The organism is Undibacterium sp. GrIS 1.8, from assembly GCF_040544445.1.
GTDB lineage: Bacteria > Pseudomonadota > Gammaproteobacteria > Burkholderiales > Burkholderiaceae_D > Undibacterium.
In genome coordinates, this window is record NZ_JBEONQ010000014.1 from 37,804 (window position 1) to 53,495 (window position 15,692).

At 45.2% G+C, this 15,692-nt stretch carries 13 protein-coding genes; 4 read left to right on the forward strand and 9 right to left on the reverse strand.

Annotated elements, in window-relative coordinates:
* Positions 1-162 precede the first annotated feature (162 nt).
* A complete protein-coding gene (purL, locus tag AAKU64_RS08650) occupies positions 163-4,167 on the forward strand; it encodes a phosphoribosylformylglycinamidine synthase (protein ID WP_354362027.1) in 4,005 nt (1,334 codons plus the stop codon).
* A 271-nt stretch (positions 4,168-4,438) separates the two neighbouring features.
* On the opposite strand, the gene AAKU64_RS08655 is transcribed toward purL, so the two are convergent.
* The 8 genes from AAKU64_RS08655 to AAKU64_RS08690 form a co-directional block, all read right to left on the reverse strand.
* Positions 4,439-5,212 (reverse strand): peptidylprolyl isomerase, encoded by a 774-nt coding sequence (locus tag AAKU64_RS08655; RefSeq protein ID WP_354330940.1) that lies wholly within the window; start codon positions 5,210-5,212, stop codon positions 4,439-4,441.
* Positions 5,213-5,253: 41 nt separating this feature from the next.
* Positions 5,254-5,529, reverse strand: coding sequence for a BolA family protein (locus AAKU64_RS08660; protein ID WP_354330938.1), 276 nt, complete (start codon positions 5,527-5,529; stop codon positions 5,254-5,256).
* On the reverse strand, positions 5,526-6,143 hold the full coding sequence (locus tag AAKU64_RS08665) for a septation protein A (protein WP_354330936.1): 618 nt from the start codon (positions 6,141-6,143) through the stop codon (positions 5,526-5,528). Before AAKU64_RS08665 ends, AAKU64_RS08660 begins: the two co-directional genes overlap by 4 nt.
* Positions 6,144-6,175: 32 nt before the next feature.
* Positions 6,176-6,571, reverse strand: a complete 396-nt coding sequence (gene msrB, locus AAKU64_RS08670; RefSeq protein WP_322119022.1) for a peptide-methionine (R)-S-oxide reductase MsrB — start codon at positions 6,569-6,571, stop codon at positions 6,176-6,178.
* 29 nt (positions 6,572-6,600) lie between these two features.
* Positions 6,601-8,160 (reverse strand): protein adenylyltransferase SelO, encoded by a 1,560-nt coding sequence (locus AAKU64_RS08675; RefSeq protein WP_354330934.1) that lies wholly within the window; start codon positions 8,158-8,160, stop codon positions 6,601-6,603.
* Between the two features lie 587 nt (positions 8,161-8,747).
* Positions 8,748-10,562 (reverse strand): chemotaxis protein CheA, encoded by a 1,815-nt coding sequence (locus AAKU64_RS08680; RefSeq protein WP_354330932.1) that lies wholly within the window; start codon positions 10,560-10,562, stop codon positions 8,748-8,750.
* Positions 10,562-11,320: a protein phosphatase CheZ gene (locus tag AAKU64_RS08685; RefSeq protein ID WP_354330930.1), complete on the reverse strand. Its 759-nt coding sequence runs from the start codon at positions 11,318-11,320 to the stop codon at positions 10,562-10,564. Before AAKU64_RS08685 ends, AAKU64_RS08680 begins: the two co-directional genes overlap by 1 nt.
* Before the next feature lie 336 nt (positions 11,321-11,656).
* Positions 11,657-12,121 carry a putative toxin-antitoxin system toxin component, PIN family gene (locus AAKU64_RS08690; RefSeq protein WP_354330928.1) on the reverse strand — a complete coding sequence of 155 codons (465 nt, stop codon included), beginning with the start codon at positions 12,119-12,121 and terminating at the stop codon, positions 11,657-11,659.
* Positions 12,122-12,137: 16 nt separating this feature from the next.
* On the opposite strand from AAKU64_RS08690, the gene yaaA reads away from it, so the two are divergent.
* On the forward strand, positions 12,138-12,914 hold the full coding sequence (gene yaaA, locus AAKU64_RS08695) for a peroxide stress protein YaaA (RefSeq protein ID WP_354330926.1): 777 nt from the start codon (positions 12,138-12,140) through the stop codon (positions 12,912-12,914).
* Between the two features lie 102 nt (positions 12,915-13,016).
* Here the strand turns inward: yaaA and AAKU64_RS08700 are convergent, their stop codons facing one another.
* Positions 13,017-13,814 (reverse strand): outer membrane protein assembly factor BamD, encoded by a 798-nt coding sequence (locus AAKU64_RS08700; protein ID WP_322119016.1) that lies wholly within the window; start codon positions 13,812-13,814, stop codon positions 13,017-13,019.
* A 43-nt stretch (positions 13,815-13,857) separates the two neighbouring features.
* Between AAKU64_RS08700 and AAKU64_RS08705 the strand changes: the two genes are divergently transcribed.
* Both AAKU64_RS08705 and pgeF read left to right on the forward strand, forming a co-directional pair.
* Complete coding sequence (locus tag AAKU64_RS08705; RefSeq protein ID WP_354362015.1) at positions 13,858-14,904, forward strand: RluA family pseudouridine synthase; 1,047 nt, start codon at positions 13,858-13,860, stop codon at positions 14,902-14,904.
* A complete protein-coding gene (pgeF, locus tag AAKU64_RS08710) occupies positions 14,901-15,692 on the forward strand; it encodes a peptidoglycan editing factor PgeF (protein WP_354330922.1) in 792 nt (263 codons plus the stop codon). The genes AAKU64_RS08705 and pgeF overlap by 4 nt, the downstream gene beginning before the upstream one ends.

Here is a 15,692-nt window from a genome sequence, read left to right on the forward strand (position 1 = left end):
CTTTTGTTTTACATATGCATTGCTAATGCATTCGCTTGGCTTTAGGTTTCAGGCTGGAGTGCAGGCAGGCATCAAGGTATAATCTTGCTTTCTGATTCCACCCGTGATGTTGCTGATGTCATCCCTGACTTTCGTGCGCATTACCTCAACTACTCTCTCGCCATGTTGATATTGCCAGGCTCTAATGCCTTGTCTGCTTTCCGTACCCAAGGTCTGTTATCCAAATTGCAAGCTATTGATCCGCACATTATCGGTATTAGTGGTCGCTTTACCCATTTTGTGGATACCGCAAGCACTTTGCCGCAAGATGATATTGCTCGTCTGAATGCTTTGCTGACGTATGGCGATGCATTTGTCGGAAAAGAAGAGGGCGATGTATTTGTGGTGATCCCTCGCTTTGGTACGATTTCTCCTTGGGCTAGCAAAGCCACAGACATCGCTCACAACTGCGGCATGAAGCAAATCAAGCGAATTGAACGCGGCATCTCCTATGTTGTGCAAGTCAAGTCGGGTTTGCTGGGCGGCGCTAAAAAACTGGCAGAAGAATCCAAGCAAGCAGTGGTAGCCTTATTGCATGACCGTATGACAGAGATGGTGCTGCCGGATGTTGAGTCAGCTCAGACACTATTTTCTGAGCTGGAAGCGAAACCATTAGCTTCTATCGATGTGCTGATCGGCGGTAAAGAGGCTTTATTGCAAGCCAATACTGAGCTTGGCTTAGCATTATCCGATGATGAGATTGATTATCTGGTGGATGCGTTCGTAACCGCTAAGCGCAATCCTACCGACGTTGAGTTGATGATGTTTGCGCAGGCCAATAGCGAACATTGTCGTCATAAGATTTTTAATGCAGACTGGACAATTGACGGCGTCGCGCAAGATATCTCACTGTTCGGCATGATCAAAAATACTCATTTGCTGCAACCCAAAGGCACCATCGTTGCGTATAGCGATAACTCTTCCATTATGGAGGGAGCGACAGTAAAACGCTTCTATCCGCGTGGAGCGGCAGAGGGCAATGTGTACCAGGTGTCAGAAGAATTGACGCACACCTTGATGAAGGTGGAGACACATAATCACCCTACAGCAATTTCTCCATTCCCTGGCGCATCGACCGGCGCTGGTGGCGAGATCCGTGATGAGGGTGCCACAGGTCGTGGTGCTAAACCTAAAGCAGGTTTGTCTGGTTTTACGGTTTCTAACCTGATGTTGCCAGATGCGCCGCAACCTTGGGAAAACACAACAGATACGATAGCTAGCTCTGGCAGCGCGCCTTCTGGCCAGGTCTACGGCAAGCCAGATCGCATCGCATCACCTTTACAAATTATGATCGAAGGCCCGCTGGGCGGCGCTGCGTTTAATAATGAATTTGGTCGTCCTAATCTGGGCGGCTACTTTCGTACCTATGAGCAAAATGTTGGCGGCACGGTACATGGTTATCACAAGCCCATTATGATCGCTGGGGGTATCGGTAGCATTTCAGATAAACACACTAAGAAAAATGATCTGCCTGTTGGTACCTTGCTGATTCAGCTAGGTGGTCCTGGTATGCGTATTGGTATGGGCGGTAGTGCGGCATCGTCCATGGCGACAGGATCGAATACGGCTGATCTTGATTTTGATTCGGTCCAGCGTGGTAATCCTGAGATGGAGCGTCGAGCACAAGAAGTGATTAATTCTTGCTGGCAAATGGGCGATGCTAATCCGATTTTGTCGATACACGATGTCGGTGCTGGCGGCTTGTCGAATGCTTTTCCAGAGATCACGAATGATGCCAAACGTGGTGCGATTTTTGATTTGCGTAAGGTCCCGCTGGAAGAGAGTGGCATGGCGCCAAAAGAAATCTGGAGTAATGAGTCTCAAGAGCGTTATGTGCTTGGTATCGCTCCGGAAAGTCTGCCGCTATTCCAATATTTCTGCGAACGTGAGCGCGCTTTGTTTGCTGTAGTCGGCACTGCGACAGAAGAGCGTCAATTAAAAGTCATCGATCCTCAACACGACAATGTACCGGTTGATATGCCGATGAATGTGTTGTTGGGCAAACCGCCAAAAATGCATCGCGATGTGAAGCATGTAGAGAAAAAATTCCCTGCGATTGACTTAACTGGCATGGATTTAAAAGTCGTGGCTGAGCGGGTATTGAGCTTGCCGACGGTTGCTGATAAATCCTTCCTGATCACGATTGGCGATCGTACTGTTGGCGCCAGTACAGTGCGTGACCAAATGGTCGGCCCTTGGCAAGTTCCGGTCGCGGATTGTGCCGTCACCACCATGAGTTTTGAAGGTTATTTGGGTGAAGCCATGTCGATGGGCGAACGCACTCCGCTCGCCGTGATTAACGCTGCTGCATCGGGGCGTATGGCAATTGGTGAGGCAATTACCAATATCGCTGCTGCGCCGATTAAAGATATCTCTGACATTAAGTTGTCCGCTAACTGGATGGCTGCCTGTGGTCAGCCTGGTCAGGATGCTGCTTTGTTCGATACGGTCAAAGCGATTGGCTTGGAATTATGCCCAGCGTTAGGCATTAGTATTCCCGTTGGTAAAGATTCGCTGTCAATGCGTACAACGTGGAAAGAGGATGGCGAAGACAAGTCAGTAACATCACCAGTCTCGCTGATTATTTCCGCCTTTGCGCCCGTGTTTGATGTGCGTAAAACTTTGACCCCACAAATTCGTATGGATGCTGGCGACACTAGCTTGTTACTGATCGATTTAGGTCGAGGTAAAAATCGTCTTGGCGCATCTTGTTTCGCCCAAGTCATGCAAAAACTCGGTGATCAGACGCCAGATGCGGATAGCGCCGAAGATATCAAAGCGTTTTTCGCCGCGATTCAACAATTAAATAGTGAAGATAAATTACTGGCGTATCACGACCGCTCTGATGGTGGTTTGTATGCGACGCTCTGCGAAATGGCGTTTGCCGGTCGTAGTGGTTTATCCGTCAATCTGGATATTTTGACGATGGATGAGGCCGCTGACTGGGGCGATGCCAAAAACTGGGCAGGGCAGGTAGCAGAACGTCGCAATGACCAGACGTTGCGTGCTTTGTTTAACGAGGAGTTAGGCGCTGTTATCCAAATCCGTACCGAACAACGCTCAGAGGTGATGGATGTATTACGCGCGCATAATCTGGGTGCTTGCAGCCATATAATTGGCAAAGTCAACGCTAGTGATGTGATTGAATTTACCCGCGATGCTAAGCAGATTTATAGCCAGTCACGCGCAAGCTTGCATCAGATATGGAGTAAAACCAGCTGGCAAATAGCGCGCCTGCGTGACAACCCAGCCTGCGCCGATGCTGAATATGCGCGCTTGCTGGATGCTAGTGACAAAGGTATGCAGCCGAAACTGAGCTTTGATCCGCAACAAGATATTGCCGCGCCGTTTATCAATACAGGTGCTCGTCCTCGCGTGGCAATTTTGCGCGAGCAGGGTGTCAATTCTCATATCGAAACTGCCTATGTCATGCACAAAGCAGGCTTTGAGTCGGTTGATGTCCATATGAGCGACCTGATCGCTGGACGTGCGCGTCTGGCTGATTTCAAAGGCTTGATGGCAGTGGGTGGTTTCTCGTATGGCGACGTATTAGGTGCTGGTGAAGGTTGGGCTAAAACGATTTTGTTTAATGCCATGATGGCAGAGCAGTTCTCTGAGTTCTTCCAGCGTGACGACACTTTCGGCCTAGGTATTTGCAATGGTTGCCAGATGATGAGCAATTTAAAATCGATTATTCCTGGCGCACAAGCCTGGCCTAAATTCACCAAGAATAAGTCAGAGCAATTCGAGGCGCGTTTCGCTATGGTCGAAGTGCAAGAGTCAGCATCGATCTTTTTCCAGGGTATGGCCGGGACGCAAACTCCAATCGCGGTGGCGCATGGCGAAGGCTTTGCCGATTTCTCTATTACTGGTGACATTAAAGCGGCACAAGTGGCAATGCGTTTTGTGAACAACAACGGCGCTACAACAGAAGCTTATCCATACAATCCGAATGGATCACCGCAAGGTATTACGGCGGTGACAAATACAGATGGTCGTTTTACCGTCATGATGCCGCATGCCGAACGCGTATTCCGTACGGTATTGCAGTCATGGCATCCAGATGCTTGGGGCGAAGATTCTCCGTGGATGCGGATGTTCCGCAATGCACGTCAGTGGGTAGCATAAGGGGTTTGCGTAGACTTAAACATAAGTTCACGCATAGTAAGTAATGCAAAAACGCCGCAGTTTACTGTGGCGTTTTTTTATTTCGAATAATCGTATATTCATATACTCCCCATCAATTTTTTCAAAATCGTGCTATTGACCAATGAAAATATGGACAATAATATATACATATTGGAGTATATAAAATTTATATGGTATTGACGCTATCAAAATCTAACCAAGAAAATAAAAAAGACGCCGTAGCGTCTTTTTTTATTGCAGCTTAAATTGCTTATTGGATCTTCGCTTTTTTCAACAGAGACTGTTGATAAGCTTGTACTTTTTGCTGTTGCAAGCCATTCACGATTTGTGGTTTAACTTCTTCCATCGTTGGGAATTTAGCAGTACGTACATCATCCAATTTGATGATGTGGTAACCAAATTCTGTTTTCACTGGTGTTTCAGTGAACTGACCTTTTTGCAAAGCGACTAACGCTTTTGAGAATGGCTCAACAAACGTTGCTGGTGATGCCCAGTCCAAATCGCCACCTTTGCCTGCAGAACCTGGATCGATTGATTGCTTGGCCAATTCATCAAACTTAGCGCCTGCTTTCAATTTCAAAATAATTGCTTTTGCTTCATCTTCTGTTTTTACCAGGATATGGTAAGTGTGGTATTCCTTGTCACCAGCTTGTGCTTTTGCTTTGTCGTATTCTGCTTTAACTTCAGCATCAGTGACTGGATTTTTCTTAACGAAATCGACCATTAAGGCGCGGATCAAAATGGATTGACGCGCAACTTCCAATTGAGTTTTTACATCTGGATTTGCTGCTACAGCAGCCTTGTCAGCTTCTTGCATCAGCACTTCACGGTTGATCAGTTCTTTCTTGACCATTTCGCGCAGTTCTGGCGAATCTTTCTGACCTTGTTCCGCAAGTTGTTTGACCATTGCGTCAACACGATTAGCAGGAATTGCTTTACCGTTAACAACGGCGAGATTTTGAGCCATGACAGGCAGGGCAGTTGCGAGAAGTACTACCAGCAAATGAGCAGGTTTAAAAGTCATTATCTGTTCCTAAAATAACAAAGTAAGTAAAAACAAAGTGGTTAGGTCGGTATCTCTGACGGAGCCAATGCAGTGATTGCAAGGGCATGAATTTCCGTATGCATCATATCGCCAACGGCATCATACACCAGTCGATGTCGGGAAACACGATTTAAGCCCTCAAATTGGTAACAAACTATTTTTACGCTGTAATGACTGCCACCAGATGCTGCGCCAGCATGTCCTGCATGGGCAGCTGAGTCGTCTTGCAGATGGCAAGAAACGGGCTGTAATTTTTCTTGTAAATAGCTTTCTATGCGTTGAAAACGATCGTTCATGTCGGCTCTTCCATATATTTTGACAGGTAAAAGCCTTGCAAAATAACAAAGACAGGCAAAGCAGCAATGGAATAAAGCTTAAAGTTAACCCAAGTCGTTGTGGGAAAAGAGAAAGCCACATAAATATTGGCTAAGCCCATCACGATAAAGTAGCTTATCCAAGCCAGACTAAGCTTCCCCCAGACCGGTTCTGGTAAGTTTATTTGGGCTCCCATGGCTGTGCGCAATAGATTTTTTTTAAATATAAATTGACCCATCAAAAAAGCGCCTGCATAGCACCAATAAATGACGGTTGGTTTCCATTTAATGAAGGTTTCACTATGAAAATAAATCGTCGCGCTACCAAATACGGCAATGACGATGAATGAAATCCACAACATCGCATCGACTTTTTTACGCCGTATTAGTAGGAAGCCAATTTGTACGATCGCAGCAAGAATCGTGATGGCGGTAGCTAATAATATTGGTGCCAGATCGGGTGCAATTACCCCGCCAGAGATGAATTCTGACAGGTAGCGGTTGACCAATTCTTGTGCGTTAGCAGGGTATTTTTCACCTAATTTAAAGGTGGCGAAAAACAGAAGGACAGGAAAAATGTCGTACAAAAATTTCATAGGTACTTTACTAAAAGATTTTATTTAAAAATCTAGGCTTTTGGCTCGAATTTTAATGAAGCGGAATTAATGCAATAGCGTAAGCCAGTGGGCGGCGGGCCATCTGGAAATACGTGCCCTAAGTGGGCGTCGCAGATATTACACAATATCTCGGTGCGCGTCATGCCATGTGTGCGGTCGACTTTTTCTAACACATTGGCGGGATTGAGTGCTTTAAAGTAGCTTGGCCAGCCGCAACCAGAATCAAATTTAGTGTCTGACTCAAATAAAGGCGTACCGCAGCAAACGCAGATATAGGTACCAACTTCATGGTGATCCCAAAATTTGCCGGTAAACGCGCGCTCAGTGTCGGCATGTCTTGTGACTTGATATTCAATCGGGGTTAAAGCAGCGCGCCATTGCGCATCGGTTTTGGTGATTTTTGACATTTTTGTGCCTTTCGCTATGTTTTTGCAAATCAGGAAGAGCAGCTCACTTCTAGTTCGCGTGCCCAGTCTGGCGGCAAATCGGCGTAGTGATCATGCTCTGGTTGTTCATCAAACGGATTTTCTAATATTTCTAACAGCTTGGCGACCTCTGAAAAATCCTTCTTTTGGGCTTTTTCGATAGCAATTTGCGCCAGATAGTTCCTCAGTATATATTTGGGATTAACGCTACGCATGGCTTGCTGGCGTTCTGTATCATCGCTTTTCTCCGCATGCAACCGGGTTCTATATTGCACTAACCATTGATCCAGCGCTTGACGATCTATAAAACCATCACGCAGCGCCTCGTCGGCGTCGGATTTTTCTAATGTCAGATTACTTAAATGACGGAAGCTTTGCGTAAAGTCGGCATGATTCTCCTGCATCAAAGCAAAAAATTGGTCAAATAAAATACCATTTTCTGCTCCCTGTTGTTCAACGAACGGCAAGCCAAATTTTTTATGCAGCAAGCGATCCATGGCTTCTTTGTACGTAGGCTGATATACCGCCAATCCGGCTTGTGCATCCTCTACGGTACCGATCAATGGCAATAATGCCTGAGCAAGTGCATGACAATTCCAATGTCCGATTTGTGGCTGGTTACGGTAAGAATAGCGTCCCTGGGTGTCGGTGTGGTTACAGATATGGTTGGCATCAAATGCCTCCATAAAACCAAATGGACCGTAATCCATTGTCAGTCCTAAAATCGACATGTTGTCGGTATTCATCACACCATGCATAAAGCCGACGGCTTGCCATTGCGCCATCAAGCGTGCAGTCCGCTGCGTGACTTCTATGAGCAATGCTTGATAAGGATTGGGCCGTTTTAATAAATCAGGATAATAGCTATTCAGTACGAAATCGGCCAGGGTTTGCAATTGCTCTGGCTGATTGTTGTAGTACCAGTGCTCAAACGAGCCAAACCGGATAAAACTTGGGGCGAGCCGGGCAACGACGGCCGCAGTTTCCGGCGTTTCACGCATGACGTATTGATCCGAGCCAGTCACGCAGAGTGCGCGTGAACTTGGAATGCCGAGTCCAGCCATTGCTTCCGAGCATAAAAATTCGCGTATTGATGAGCGAAGCACGGCACGACCATCCCCCATGCGCGAGTAAGGTGTCATGCCAGCGCCTTTGAGCTGGATTTCAATTCGGGCTGACGGATTTGTTTCTTTCTGGTCAGGTGCGATATCTACTACGTCGCCCAGTAAGATAGCGCGTCCATCGCCTAATTGACCTGCCCAAACACCAAATTGATGACCCGAATACACCGCAGACAATGGCTCGCTATCACCGGCTAACTGGTTACCGGTAAAAATGCTGGTAAATATCGGATCGGCAAAGCTATCTTTGCTCAGGCCTATGCTTGCCGCGACTTTAGCGCTAGCGCCAACCAGATACGGTGTAGCTAAGGGAGTAGGGGATAGTTTTGTATAAAACTCGGCAGGCAGTGTTGCAAAATGATTGCTTAAGTTGAGATTACTTAAGCTGAGACTGCTGAAATCGTGCAAGTCAGATGAATTATGTTGCGTGCTGATAACGGTGTTGGTCATTGCGTAATTGTCGCAGCCAGTGCGAAATAGATATTAACGAACTCCATTTTGACAGACTCAAGCAAAGTCGGTTTTTTATCTATCAGAGTTGTTTATGTTGTTGGCTGAAGAGTGGATTGCCGTAGCCACTTTCGCCAATTACTTTGATATTGCTTAGAATATTTTTATGCAAAATAATTGAATTACTCGAGCGATCAACACATTGAGTATTTATATACTGACCCTTAGTATAATTTAATCGTCCTAGTATTAATTGGTTAAGCGCTTAATTTTAGGCAATTAGTAGGGGAGTATATGATTTTCTACCTTTTTTTTGGTCAATCTCAGTCATATCGCATTGATATCTTACTTAGATTTTGATCGGCGGTATTACGAGGCGGACGTAATATAACTTTGGGATATTTTGTAATAACTCAGTCGTTCGCTGACGTTACTAAAACTGATGAGCTGAAGTTTTAAACTTGGAATGATTTATTTTCTTTTTAAGAAAGTAAAAACTCTTGAAATAGATCGCTATTTCAAGAGCCAATTTGCCAGAACGCAGCATTGCTTAGTTATTAAGCTTAATTAAAACTGAGTTGTAAAACTTAAGCGGTGAGTCTCTCCGTAATTTTGCAGCCATCAAGCAAGAACGAGAGGCTAGTGACTAACACTAATTCTCCCTCGGCAGATCGTGCCGTTCCAGTAATACCCGGAGTAGAAATGCATGTGAGTGGTTTGATGACCAAATCTGCCGTTCCATCGACCGAATCCACCGATAAGATATAAGGATTTGGCGCTGCAATCACGATACCGACGCGTTCTGAACTTTTTTCATAGCCCAAAATTTGTCCGAGGGAGCGTACCGGCAATGGTCTGCCTAAATCACGCAATACAGGATGTCCGCCGACGCTTTCGAAGGTTTCTGGCAATTCCACCACACGCTGAACCGTCGCCATAGGTAAGGCTAAAGATGCGCCGTCAGTACGAACCAGCATCGTCGGTACGATCGATAATTCGATTGGCAAACGGATCAAGAAGGTGGTTCCAGTACCTAACTGCGATGAAATACGAATCGCACCACGATGCCGCTCTACCGCCGTTTTCACCACGTCCATGCCGACACCACGACCAGATACGCTGGAAGCGACTTCTTTAGTGGAAAATCCCGGTAAAAACACTAATTGGAACGCTTCATCATCTGTACGAGCATCATGAGAGTTGATCAGACCTTTAGAAATTGCTTTATCACGCAGGCGCTGAGCATCCATCCCTTTGCCATCATCGGTGACTTCAATCATGACACTGCTAGCTTCTTGCCATGCTTTGAGCGAGATCGTCGCTCTTACCGATTTTTTAGTGGCTGCGCGCTCTTCCGCAGTTTCAATCCCGTGATCCAGCGCATTACGCAACATATGCACAAGCGGATCATACAAACTGTCTACTACGACGCGATCTACTTCTGTTTCTGCACCTGAGATATTCAGATCAACATCTTTACCCAAATCGCGGGCAAGCTCACGAATCAAACGCGGGAACTTCTGAAACAGTCGACCCACCGGCTGCATGCGTGTTGCTAGCGTTGCTCTTTGTAGCTCAGTGGAGTAGCGCGATGCTCTCGTCAAGGTTTCAGTCAATGCTGACATCAGTGGCGCTGCCTGACCATCAAATTTAAATTGAGAGAGTTTTTCCAGCAAGACCGCAGCCTGGTTTGCTGCTTGTACCGATTCACCTGCAACTTCTAGCAGTACATCTAGCTTGACTGCGTCGATACGAATACTTTCTTCTTTAGCTGGCGCGTTTTGTTTTACATCGGTTGTTGGTGAGGCTAAGGAAGTTTTAACTGCCTCGTGCTCTTCAATGACTTGTGTATTTTCATCTTCAACTAGCTCGGGGAGGGTACCTTCAGGCACGACCGCGCGGAAGTAGGCTTCCCAATTAACGCCGTCACTACTGGCTGGCGCTACGCTGGTATCGAGTTTGGCTGGAGCAGGTGCTGGTGCTTCTTTTGCCGGCGTTGTTTTTTTACGCGAGGTAATTTTACCCTCGATCGCATCAGTCAATAGCTGTTCCAGCGATTTGGGCATGGTAGACAGTTGATCCGGACGCGTGCCATTGGATAGCGCCGTTAGTTGGTCAGCAACAAATCCGCTGGCCTCTAATGCCGCTTCAATCGCAATCGGAGTAACTGGTGCTTGGCCTGTTCGGAGTGCATCGAACAGATTCTCGGTCAGATGACATGCAGATACCATTGCCGTCAAATTCATAAAGCCAGCACCACCTTTTATGGTGTGGAAAGAACGGAACACCGCATTAAGCGTATTCATGTCACCCGGGTTGCGTTCCAGGGTAAGCAAGTGTTCTTCTACGTTTGTCGCCAGATCCAAAGCTTCGACGACAAATTCTTTGAGCATATCATCCATCAGAAGCCCAGACTATCAAGTAGGTTATCTACGTCGTCCTGTTCTAGTGCAGCATTTGGAACGGAAGGCCCTTCCATCAATTCGATGGCTTTCTCTTTCAACTCTAGCGGTGCGTTGTCGATCAAAATCTGTGCTAATTCCCGTTCTACTGCTTGGGTAATAATAAGCACTTTTTTAATTAACTGTCCCGTTAAATCCTGGAAGTCCTGCGCCATCATAATATCGAGCAGCCGAGCTTTCTCTGCATCGGTGGAGGCGATTACCGTGTTAGCAAAGGTTTTTGAGTCATTTGCCAGTATTTTAAAATCGTCGATACTTAATTTCCCTGCGAAAACGCTCGCCCAGCGGGTATCGATATCTTTTGCTCCTTTTGCCAAAGCGTCTTGTTCTGGCATGCCTGCATCAGTCGCATTCAGCACTTTATTAGCTGCTTGTTCTGTGAGAGACGCGACATACTCTAGTCGGCCTTGAGCATCAGAGATTTGTGAGGCAACGTCAGAAAGTGAACGATCATAACCAAGTTCTCGCATGGAGTCGTGCATCATGCGCACTAAACCACCCAGACGGTCAAACATCGGTTTGGCGGATTGATCTTCAGTACTTTGGAATTTATTTTTAAGTGCTAGCGATGGATCTTCAACTTCTGCTGTATCAGCAGTTCCTTGTGCACTTGCTGCGGGAGGCGGGGGAACGGCCTCTACGCGTTGATTGGCCATTTCTTCGAATAATGCGTCCAGATCATCTGCTGAATCGGTCATAGTCCTCTATTCTCCATAATCGCTTTGATAGTTTTGTGACGGTATTCACAAATATCATGGTATCTCATACAGATCAAATTTCGCGTGACGAATGAATAATTACAATCACGCCCCTTCATGCCATAGTAACAGGACTTACATGAGCTTAGAATAACTCTAGGAAATAAAACTTGTCATCTTTTATTCACGTTTTTGCCGATTGATTTCACTTGACGGATTAGTTGCAAGCGTTATTACAACACTCTGCAACACACATACGTCCGATAACGATGTTAACAATGCATCGATCATCTTGCTTGTTGCAAATCATCGAGTAAAAACAAGGTAAGGAAATTGTTAATTATCTTTAAAAGTTGTTTGTATGCTGAGTAAAAATTTTTCAGGTGTTTCAATTTGATATAAACCGGCTTGGATCGCTTTTCTAGCTAGTTTTAATAAAGCCTTATCTTTTGTTATAAGCACGTCCACTTTTGCATCCCTCGCAATTTCCAAGAATTTTTGGTCATCCTTATCGCTACAAATTGGTAGTCGTATGTTGACTTGTTCCATCCCGGCTTGTAATTCGATTAGTGCATCAAAGCTCGAAATAATAGAGCTACGCTGATCTTCTTTAATTGGCAGATGAGGGTAGGTCAGTACGACTAGCCACTCTTGCCTGCAATCCTCCCTTGTAACTGCCTTGATGCTGCCATCTTTTAATCCCTCTAATAATGCAGTCCATCTTGGATCATGGAATACGAATAAATCTAGGCACACATTAGTGTCAAGAACCACACGCTTAGGTATCATTGAGGTAATCATCTTTCTTTAAATTATTATGCTCATTATATTATCTCCTGCCAAAAGCCTAGACTACGATACGCCTGTAAAAAGTAAAATTGTGACTCATCCAGAATTAATGGACGAGGCGGCAGAATTAATTAAAGTAGCTAAAAAATACAAAGTAGATCAGTTGGCGCAGTTGATGGATATTTCTCCAGCGTTAGCACAATTAAATGTAGATCGCTTTCAAGATTGGACGCGTCTACCGAAGGCGGACAAAGTTAAGCAGGCTATTTTGGCTTTTAATGGTGATGTTTATGAGGGCTTACAAGCGCAACAATTAAATCATACTCAATCTAATTATCTTCAAAATCACTTACGGATTTTGTCCGGTCTCTATGGCGTGCTAAGGCCATTTGATTTGATGCAAGCGTACCGACTAGAGATGGGTACTCGACTGGAAAATCCAAACGGTAAGAATTTGTATGCTTTCTGGGGCGCTAAAGTGACGGAGACTTTAAATAAAGTTTTATCGGAGCAAAAAAACAAAGTGTTATTGAATTTAGCTTCAGAAGAGTATTTTAAAGTGGTGCAACCTACGATGTTGAATGGCTCTGTCGTTACGCCGATTTTTCAGGATTGGAAAAATGGTAAGTACAAAATCATTTCTTTTTATGCAAAACGAGCAAGAGGGTTAATGGCACGTTACTGCGCATTAAATAAAATACAAAACCCAGAAAAAATAAAGACTTTTGATTTTGAAGGATATTCCTTTAATCAAGAAGAGTCTGATTCGCAACATTGGGTATTCAGACGTAAATTGGAAAGCTGAAGTAGGGGACGTTTAATTATTTTTCTTGTATACATTCTGCTCACTCAAACAAAAAAGCCTCCATGTCGGAGGCTTTTTCACTTAATGAGTTTCCAGTAAGTTTTACCAGAACTTCCACCAGGCAGTTTTTCCGGCTGCTTTGCCAGTTAAAAACGGACTATTAGGAAAGTTCTTTAAAAATACCCGGTTAGCGTCATCACGCAGATCTGTCATGCCCATCGCATCGTAGGATCGAACCAAGATGTACATCGCTTCTTCAATTGCTGGCGCGTCTGGATATTCTGTAATGGCTGATTGGGCGCGGTTTGCAGCAGCCAGATAAGCACCACGACGAAGATAATACTTTCCTACATGAACGTCATATTGCGCTAAGGCGTTTACCAGATATTTCATACGTAAAATCGCATCTGGCGTGTATTTACTGTCTGGGAACTGGATAGCAAGTTGCTTGAAAGCGTCAAATGAATCACGTGATGCTTTAGGATCTCGTTCAGTAATATCTTGGTTGGCAATAAAATTCATAAAGCCAAGTTGATCATTAAAATTAATCAAACCGCGCAAGTAGTACATATAATCAACACTTTCGTGATTTGGATGCAGTTTAATAAAACGTTCTACCGCGGCCAGAGCTTGCGCTTGATCGCCTTGTTTGTAGTAAGCATAAGCAATTTCCATTTGTGCTTGCTGGGCGTAGGTGCCAAACGGGAAGCGCGATTCCAACCTCTCAAAGTACTGAACTGCTCTTTCATACCCACCATTGTTCATTTCGTCTTTTGCTTCAGCGTATAATTTTGCAGCAGACCATGTTTTAGTTTCGTCGGATTTGTCGCCGAATACGCCGCAACCTGTGAGTGCCAAGGCGAGGATGAGACTGAACAATTTTATAGATTTAATTTGCATAAGTTTTTGCGTGTGCATTAGAACAATTTACGGATTATAGCCGATGGCAATTAATGTGATACCAACTGAAGCAGCGATTTTATTAGATCCTCAATTTAAAGAGGGACTTGTCGAGCTTGAAGATGGTGACGAAATCGATGATTTGCCTCCGCAAATCGATGTTATTGAACTCAAATTAAGCCCAGACGTTTGTGGCGAACGCTTGGACAAGACTTTATCAAAACTGGTTCCACAATATTCAAGAAGCCGCATTCAACAATGGATAGAGGCTGGCTTTGTTAGTTTGGATGGCCAGATTGTACGCGGTAAGACCACCGTATTAGGTGACGAACATATTATTATCCAACCACAGGCAGCGCCAGATGAAGGTGCTTACAAGCCTGAAGAAATGCCGTTGGATATTATTTATGAGGATGATGCCATTCTTATTATCAATAAGCCAGCAGGTTTAGTCGTGCATCCTGCTGCAGGTAATTGGTCAGGTACTTTGCTTAATGGCTTATTGCATCGCTTTCCTGCTTTGGCAGGTGTGCCGCGTGCAGGCATTGTGCATAGGCTTGATAAGGATACCTCGGGTTTGATGGTAGTCGCCAAGACTTTGATTGCGCAAACTGAGCTGGTAAGGCAATTGCAAGACCGTACTGTGAGTCGTGAATACTATGCTTTGGTTTGGGGGACACCTAAACCAACTGGGACGATTGATGCCGCAATGGCGAGACATCCGAGAGATCGAATCAAAATGGCGGTATCTGAGAGTATGTTGGCTAAGCCCGCGATTACTCATTTCCAACGGAAAGCTGCAGGTATGCTGGAGCGCTTCCCAGTCAGTCTTGTCGCCTGCCAACTGGAAACCGGACGTACGCATCAAATTCGTGTGCATATGCAATCGTTGGGATTTTCTCTGGTTGGCGACACTCTGTATGGCAAACAGCATCTCGCACGGTTTTTCCCACGCCAGGCATTACAAGCTCGTAAGCTGGGTTTGATTCATCCGATGACACATGACTATGTGGAGTGGGAAGTGAATCTGGCGGATGATTTTTCTGACTTGTTACTGCAAGCAGGCATTACACCTACTATGTTGCTATGAATTTTTCAGGCCAGATAAATGAAAGTTTATTGAGCCTTCCTATTATTCATCCGAATTGGGAGGGCTTGCCTGCTAACGTACAGGCTTTTTCTACCACTCGCGCTGGAGGATTTAGTTTAGCTCCTTACGATAATGGATTGGGAGGTGGCGGCAATAATCTTGGCGATCATGTAGGGGATGATATAAAAGTCGTTGCCCAGAACCGCGAGATACTAAATCGTTTTTTACCTGAAGATGTCAGATTTTTATCGCAAGTGCACGGCACAGTTGTGTTGGATGCGGCAATGTTGATTGATACAAGTGTCGGTGATGCAGTTTTTGCTACAGAACCAAATACTGTTTGCGGAATTTTAACGGCGGATTGTTTGCCGGTTTTGTTTGCAGATATGAAAGGCAAAGTGGTGGCAGCAGCCCATGCTGGATGGCGCGGTTTAGCCGCAGGAGTATTGCAAAATACATTAGCTAAAATGCGTGATTCTGGCGCTGAAGATATTGTCGCATGGATGGGACCCGCCATTGGCTCTGATGAATTCGAGGTGGGGCAAGACGTGCTGGACGCTTTTCGTTTAAGTAGCAGAATATCTGAAAAATTTTTTAAAAGAAGAATAACGCAAGATAAATATTTGGCCGATATTTATGGGCTAGCTCGTTATATTTTGGTAAAGGAAGGCGTGGACAAAGTGTATGGTGGAGATCGCTGTACCGTGACTGAAAAAGCTCAATTTTATTCTTACAGGCGGGATGGCATCACAGGGCGGATGGCAAGCCTCATTTGGATCGCAGAATAA

What these genes read in the sequence shown, in the direction of transcription:
- purL (WP_354362027.1), top strand. Translation starts at nt 163, where the DNA reads ATGTTGATATTGCCAGGCTCTAATGCCTTGTCTGCTTTCCGTACCCAA.
- AAKU64_RS08680 (WP_354330932.1), bottom strand. Translation starts at nt 10,562, where the DNA reads ATGGATGATATGCTCAAAGAATTTGTCGTCGAAGCTTTGGATCTGGCG.
- AAKU64_RS08655 (WP_354330940.1), bottom strand. Translation starts at nt 5,212, where the DNA reads ATGACTTTTAAACCTGCTCATTTGCTGGTAGTACTTCTCGCAACTGCC.
- yaaA (WP_354330926.1), top strand. Translation starts at nt 12,138, where the DNA reads ATGCTCATTATATTATCTCCTGCCAAAAGCCTAGACTACGATACGCCT.
- AAKU64_RS08690 (WP_354330928.1), bottom strand. Translation starts at nt 12,121, where the DNA reads ATGATTACCTCAATGATACCTAAGCGTGTGGTTCTTGACACTAATGTG.
- AAKU64_RS08685 (WP_354330930.1), bottom strand. Translation starts at nt 11,320, where the DNA reads ATGACCGATTCAGCAGATGATCTGGACGCATTATTCGAAGAAATGGCC.
- pgeF (WP_354330922.1), top strand. Translation starts at nt 14,901, where the DNA reads ATGAATTTTTCAGGCCAGATAAATGAAAGTTTATTGAGCCTTCCTATT.
- AAKU64_RS08675 (WP_354330934.1), bottom strand. Translation starts at nt 8,160, where the DNA reads ATGACCAACACCGTTATCAGCACGCAACATAATTCATCTGACTTGCAC.
- AAKU64_RS08705 (WP_354362015.1), top strand. Translation starts at nt 13,858, where the DNA reads ATGGCAATTAATGTGATACCAACTGAAGCAGCGATTTTATTAGATCCT.
- AAKU64_RS08660 (WP_354330938.1), bottom strand. Translation starts at nt 5,529, where the DNA reads ATGAACGATCGTTTTCAACGCATAGAAAGCTATTTACAAGAAAAATTA.
- msrB (WP_322119022.1), bottom strand. Translation starts at nt 6,571, where the DNA reads ATGTCAAAAATCACCAAAACCGATGCGCAATGGCGCGCTGCTTTAACC.
- AAKU64_RS08665 (WP_354330936.1), bottom strand. Translation starts at nt 6,143, where the DNA reads ATGAAATTTTTGTACGACATTTTTCCTGTCCTTCTGTTTTTCGCCACC.
- AAKU64_RS08700 (WP_322119016.1), bottom strand. Translation starts at nt 13,814, where the DNA reads ATGCAAATTAAATCTATAAAATTGTTCAGTCTCATCCTCGCCTTGGCA.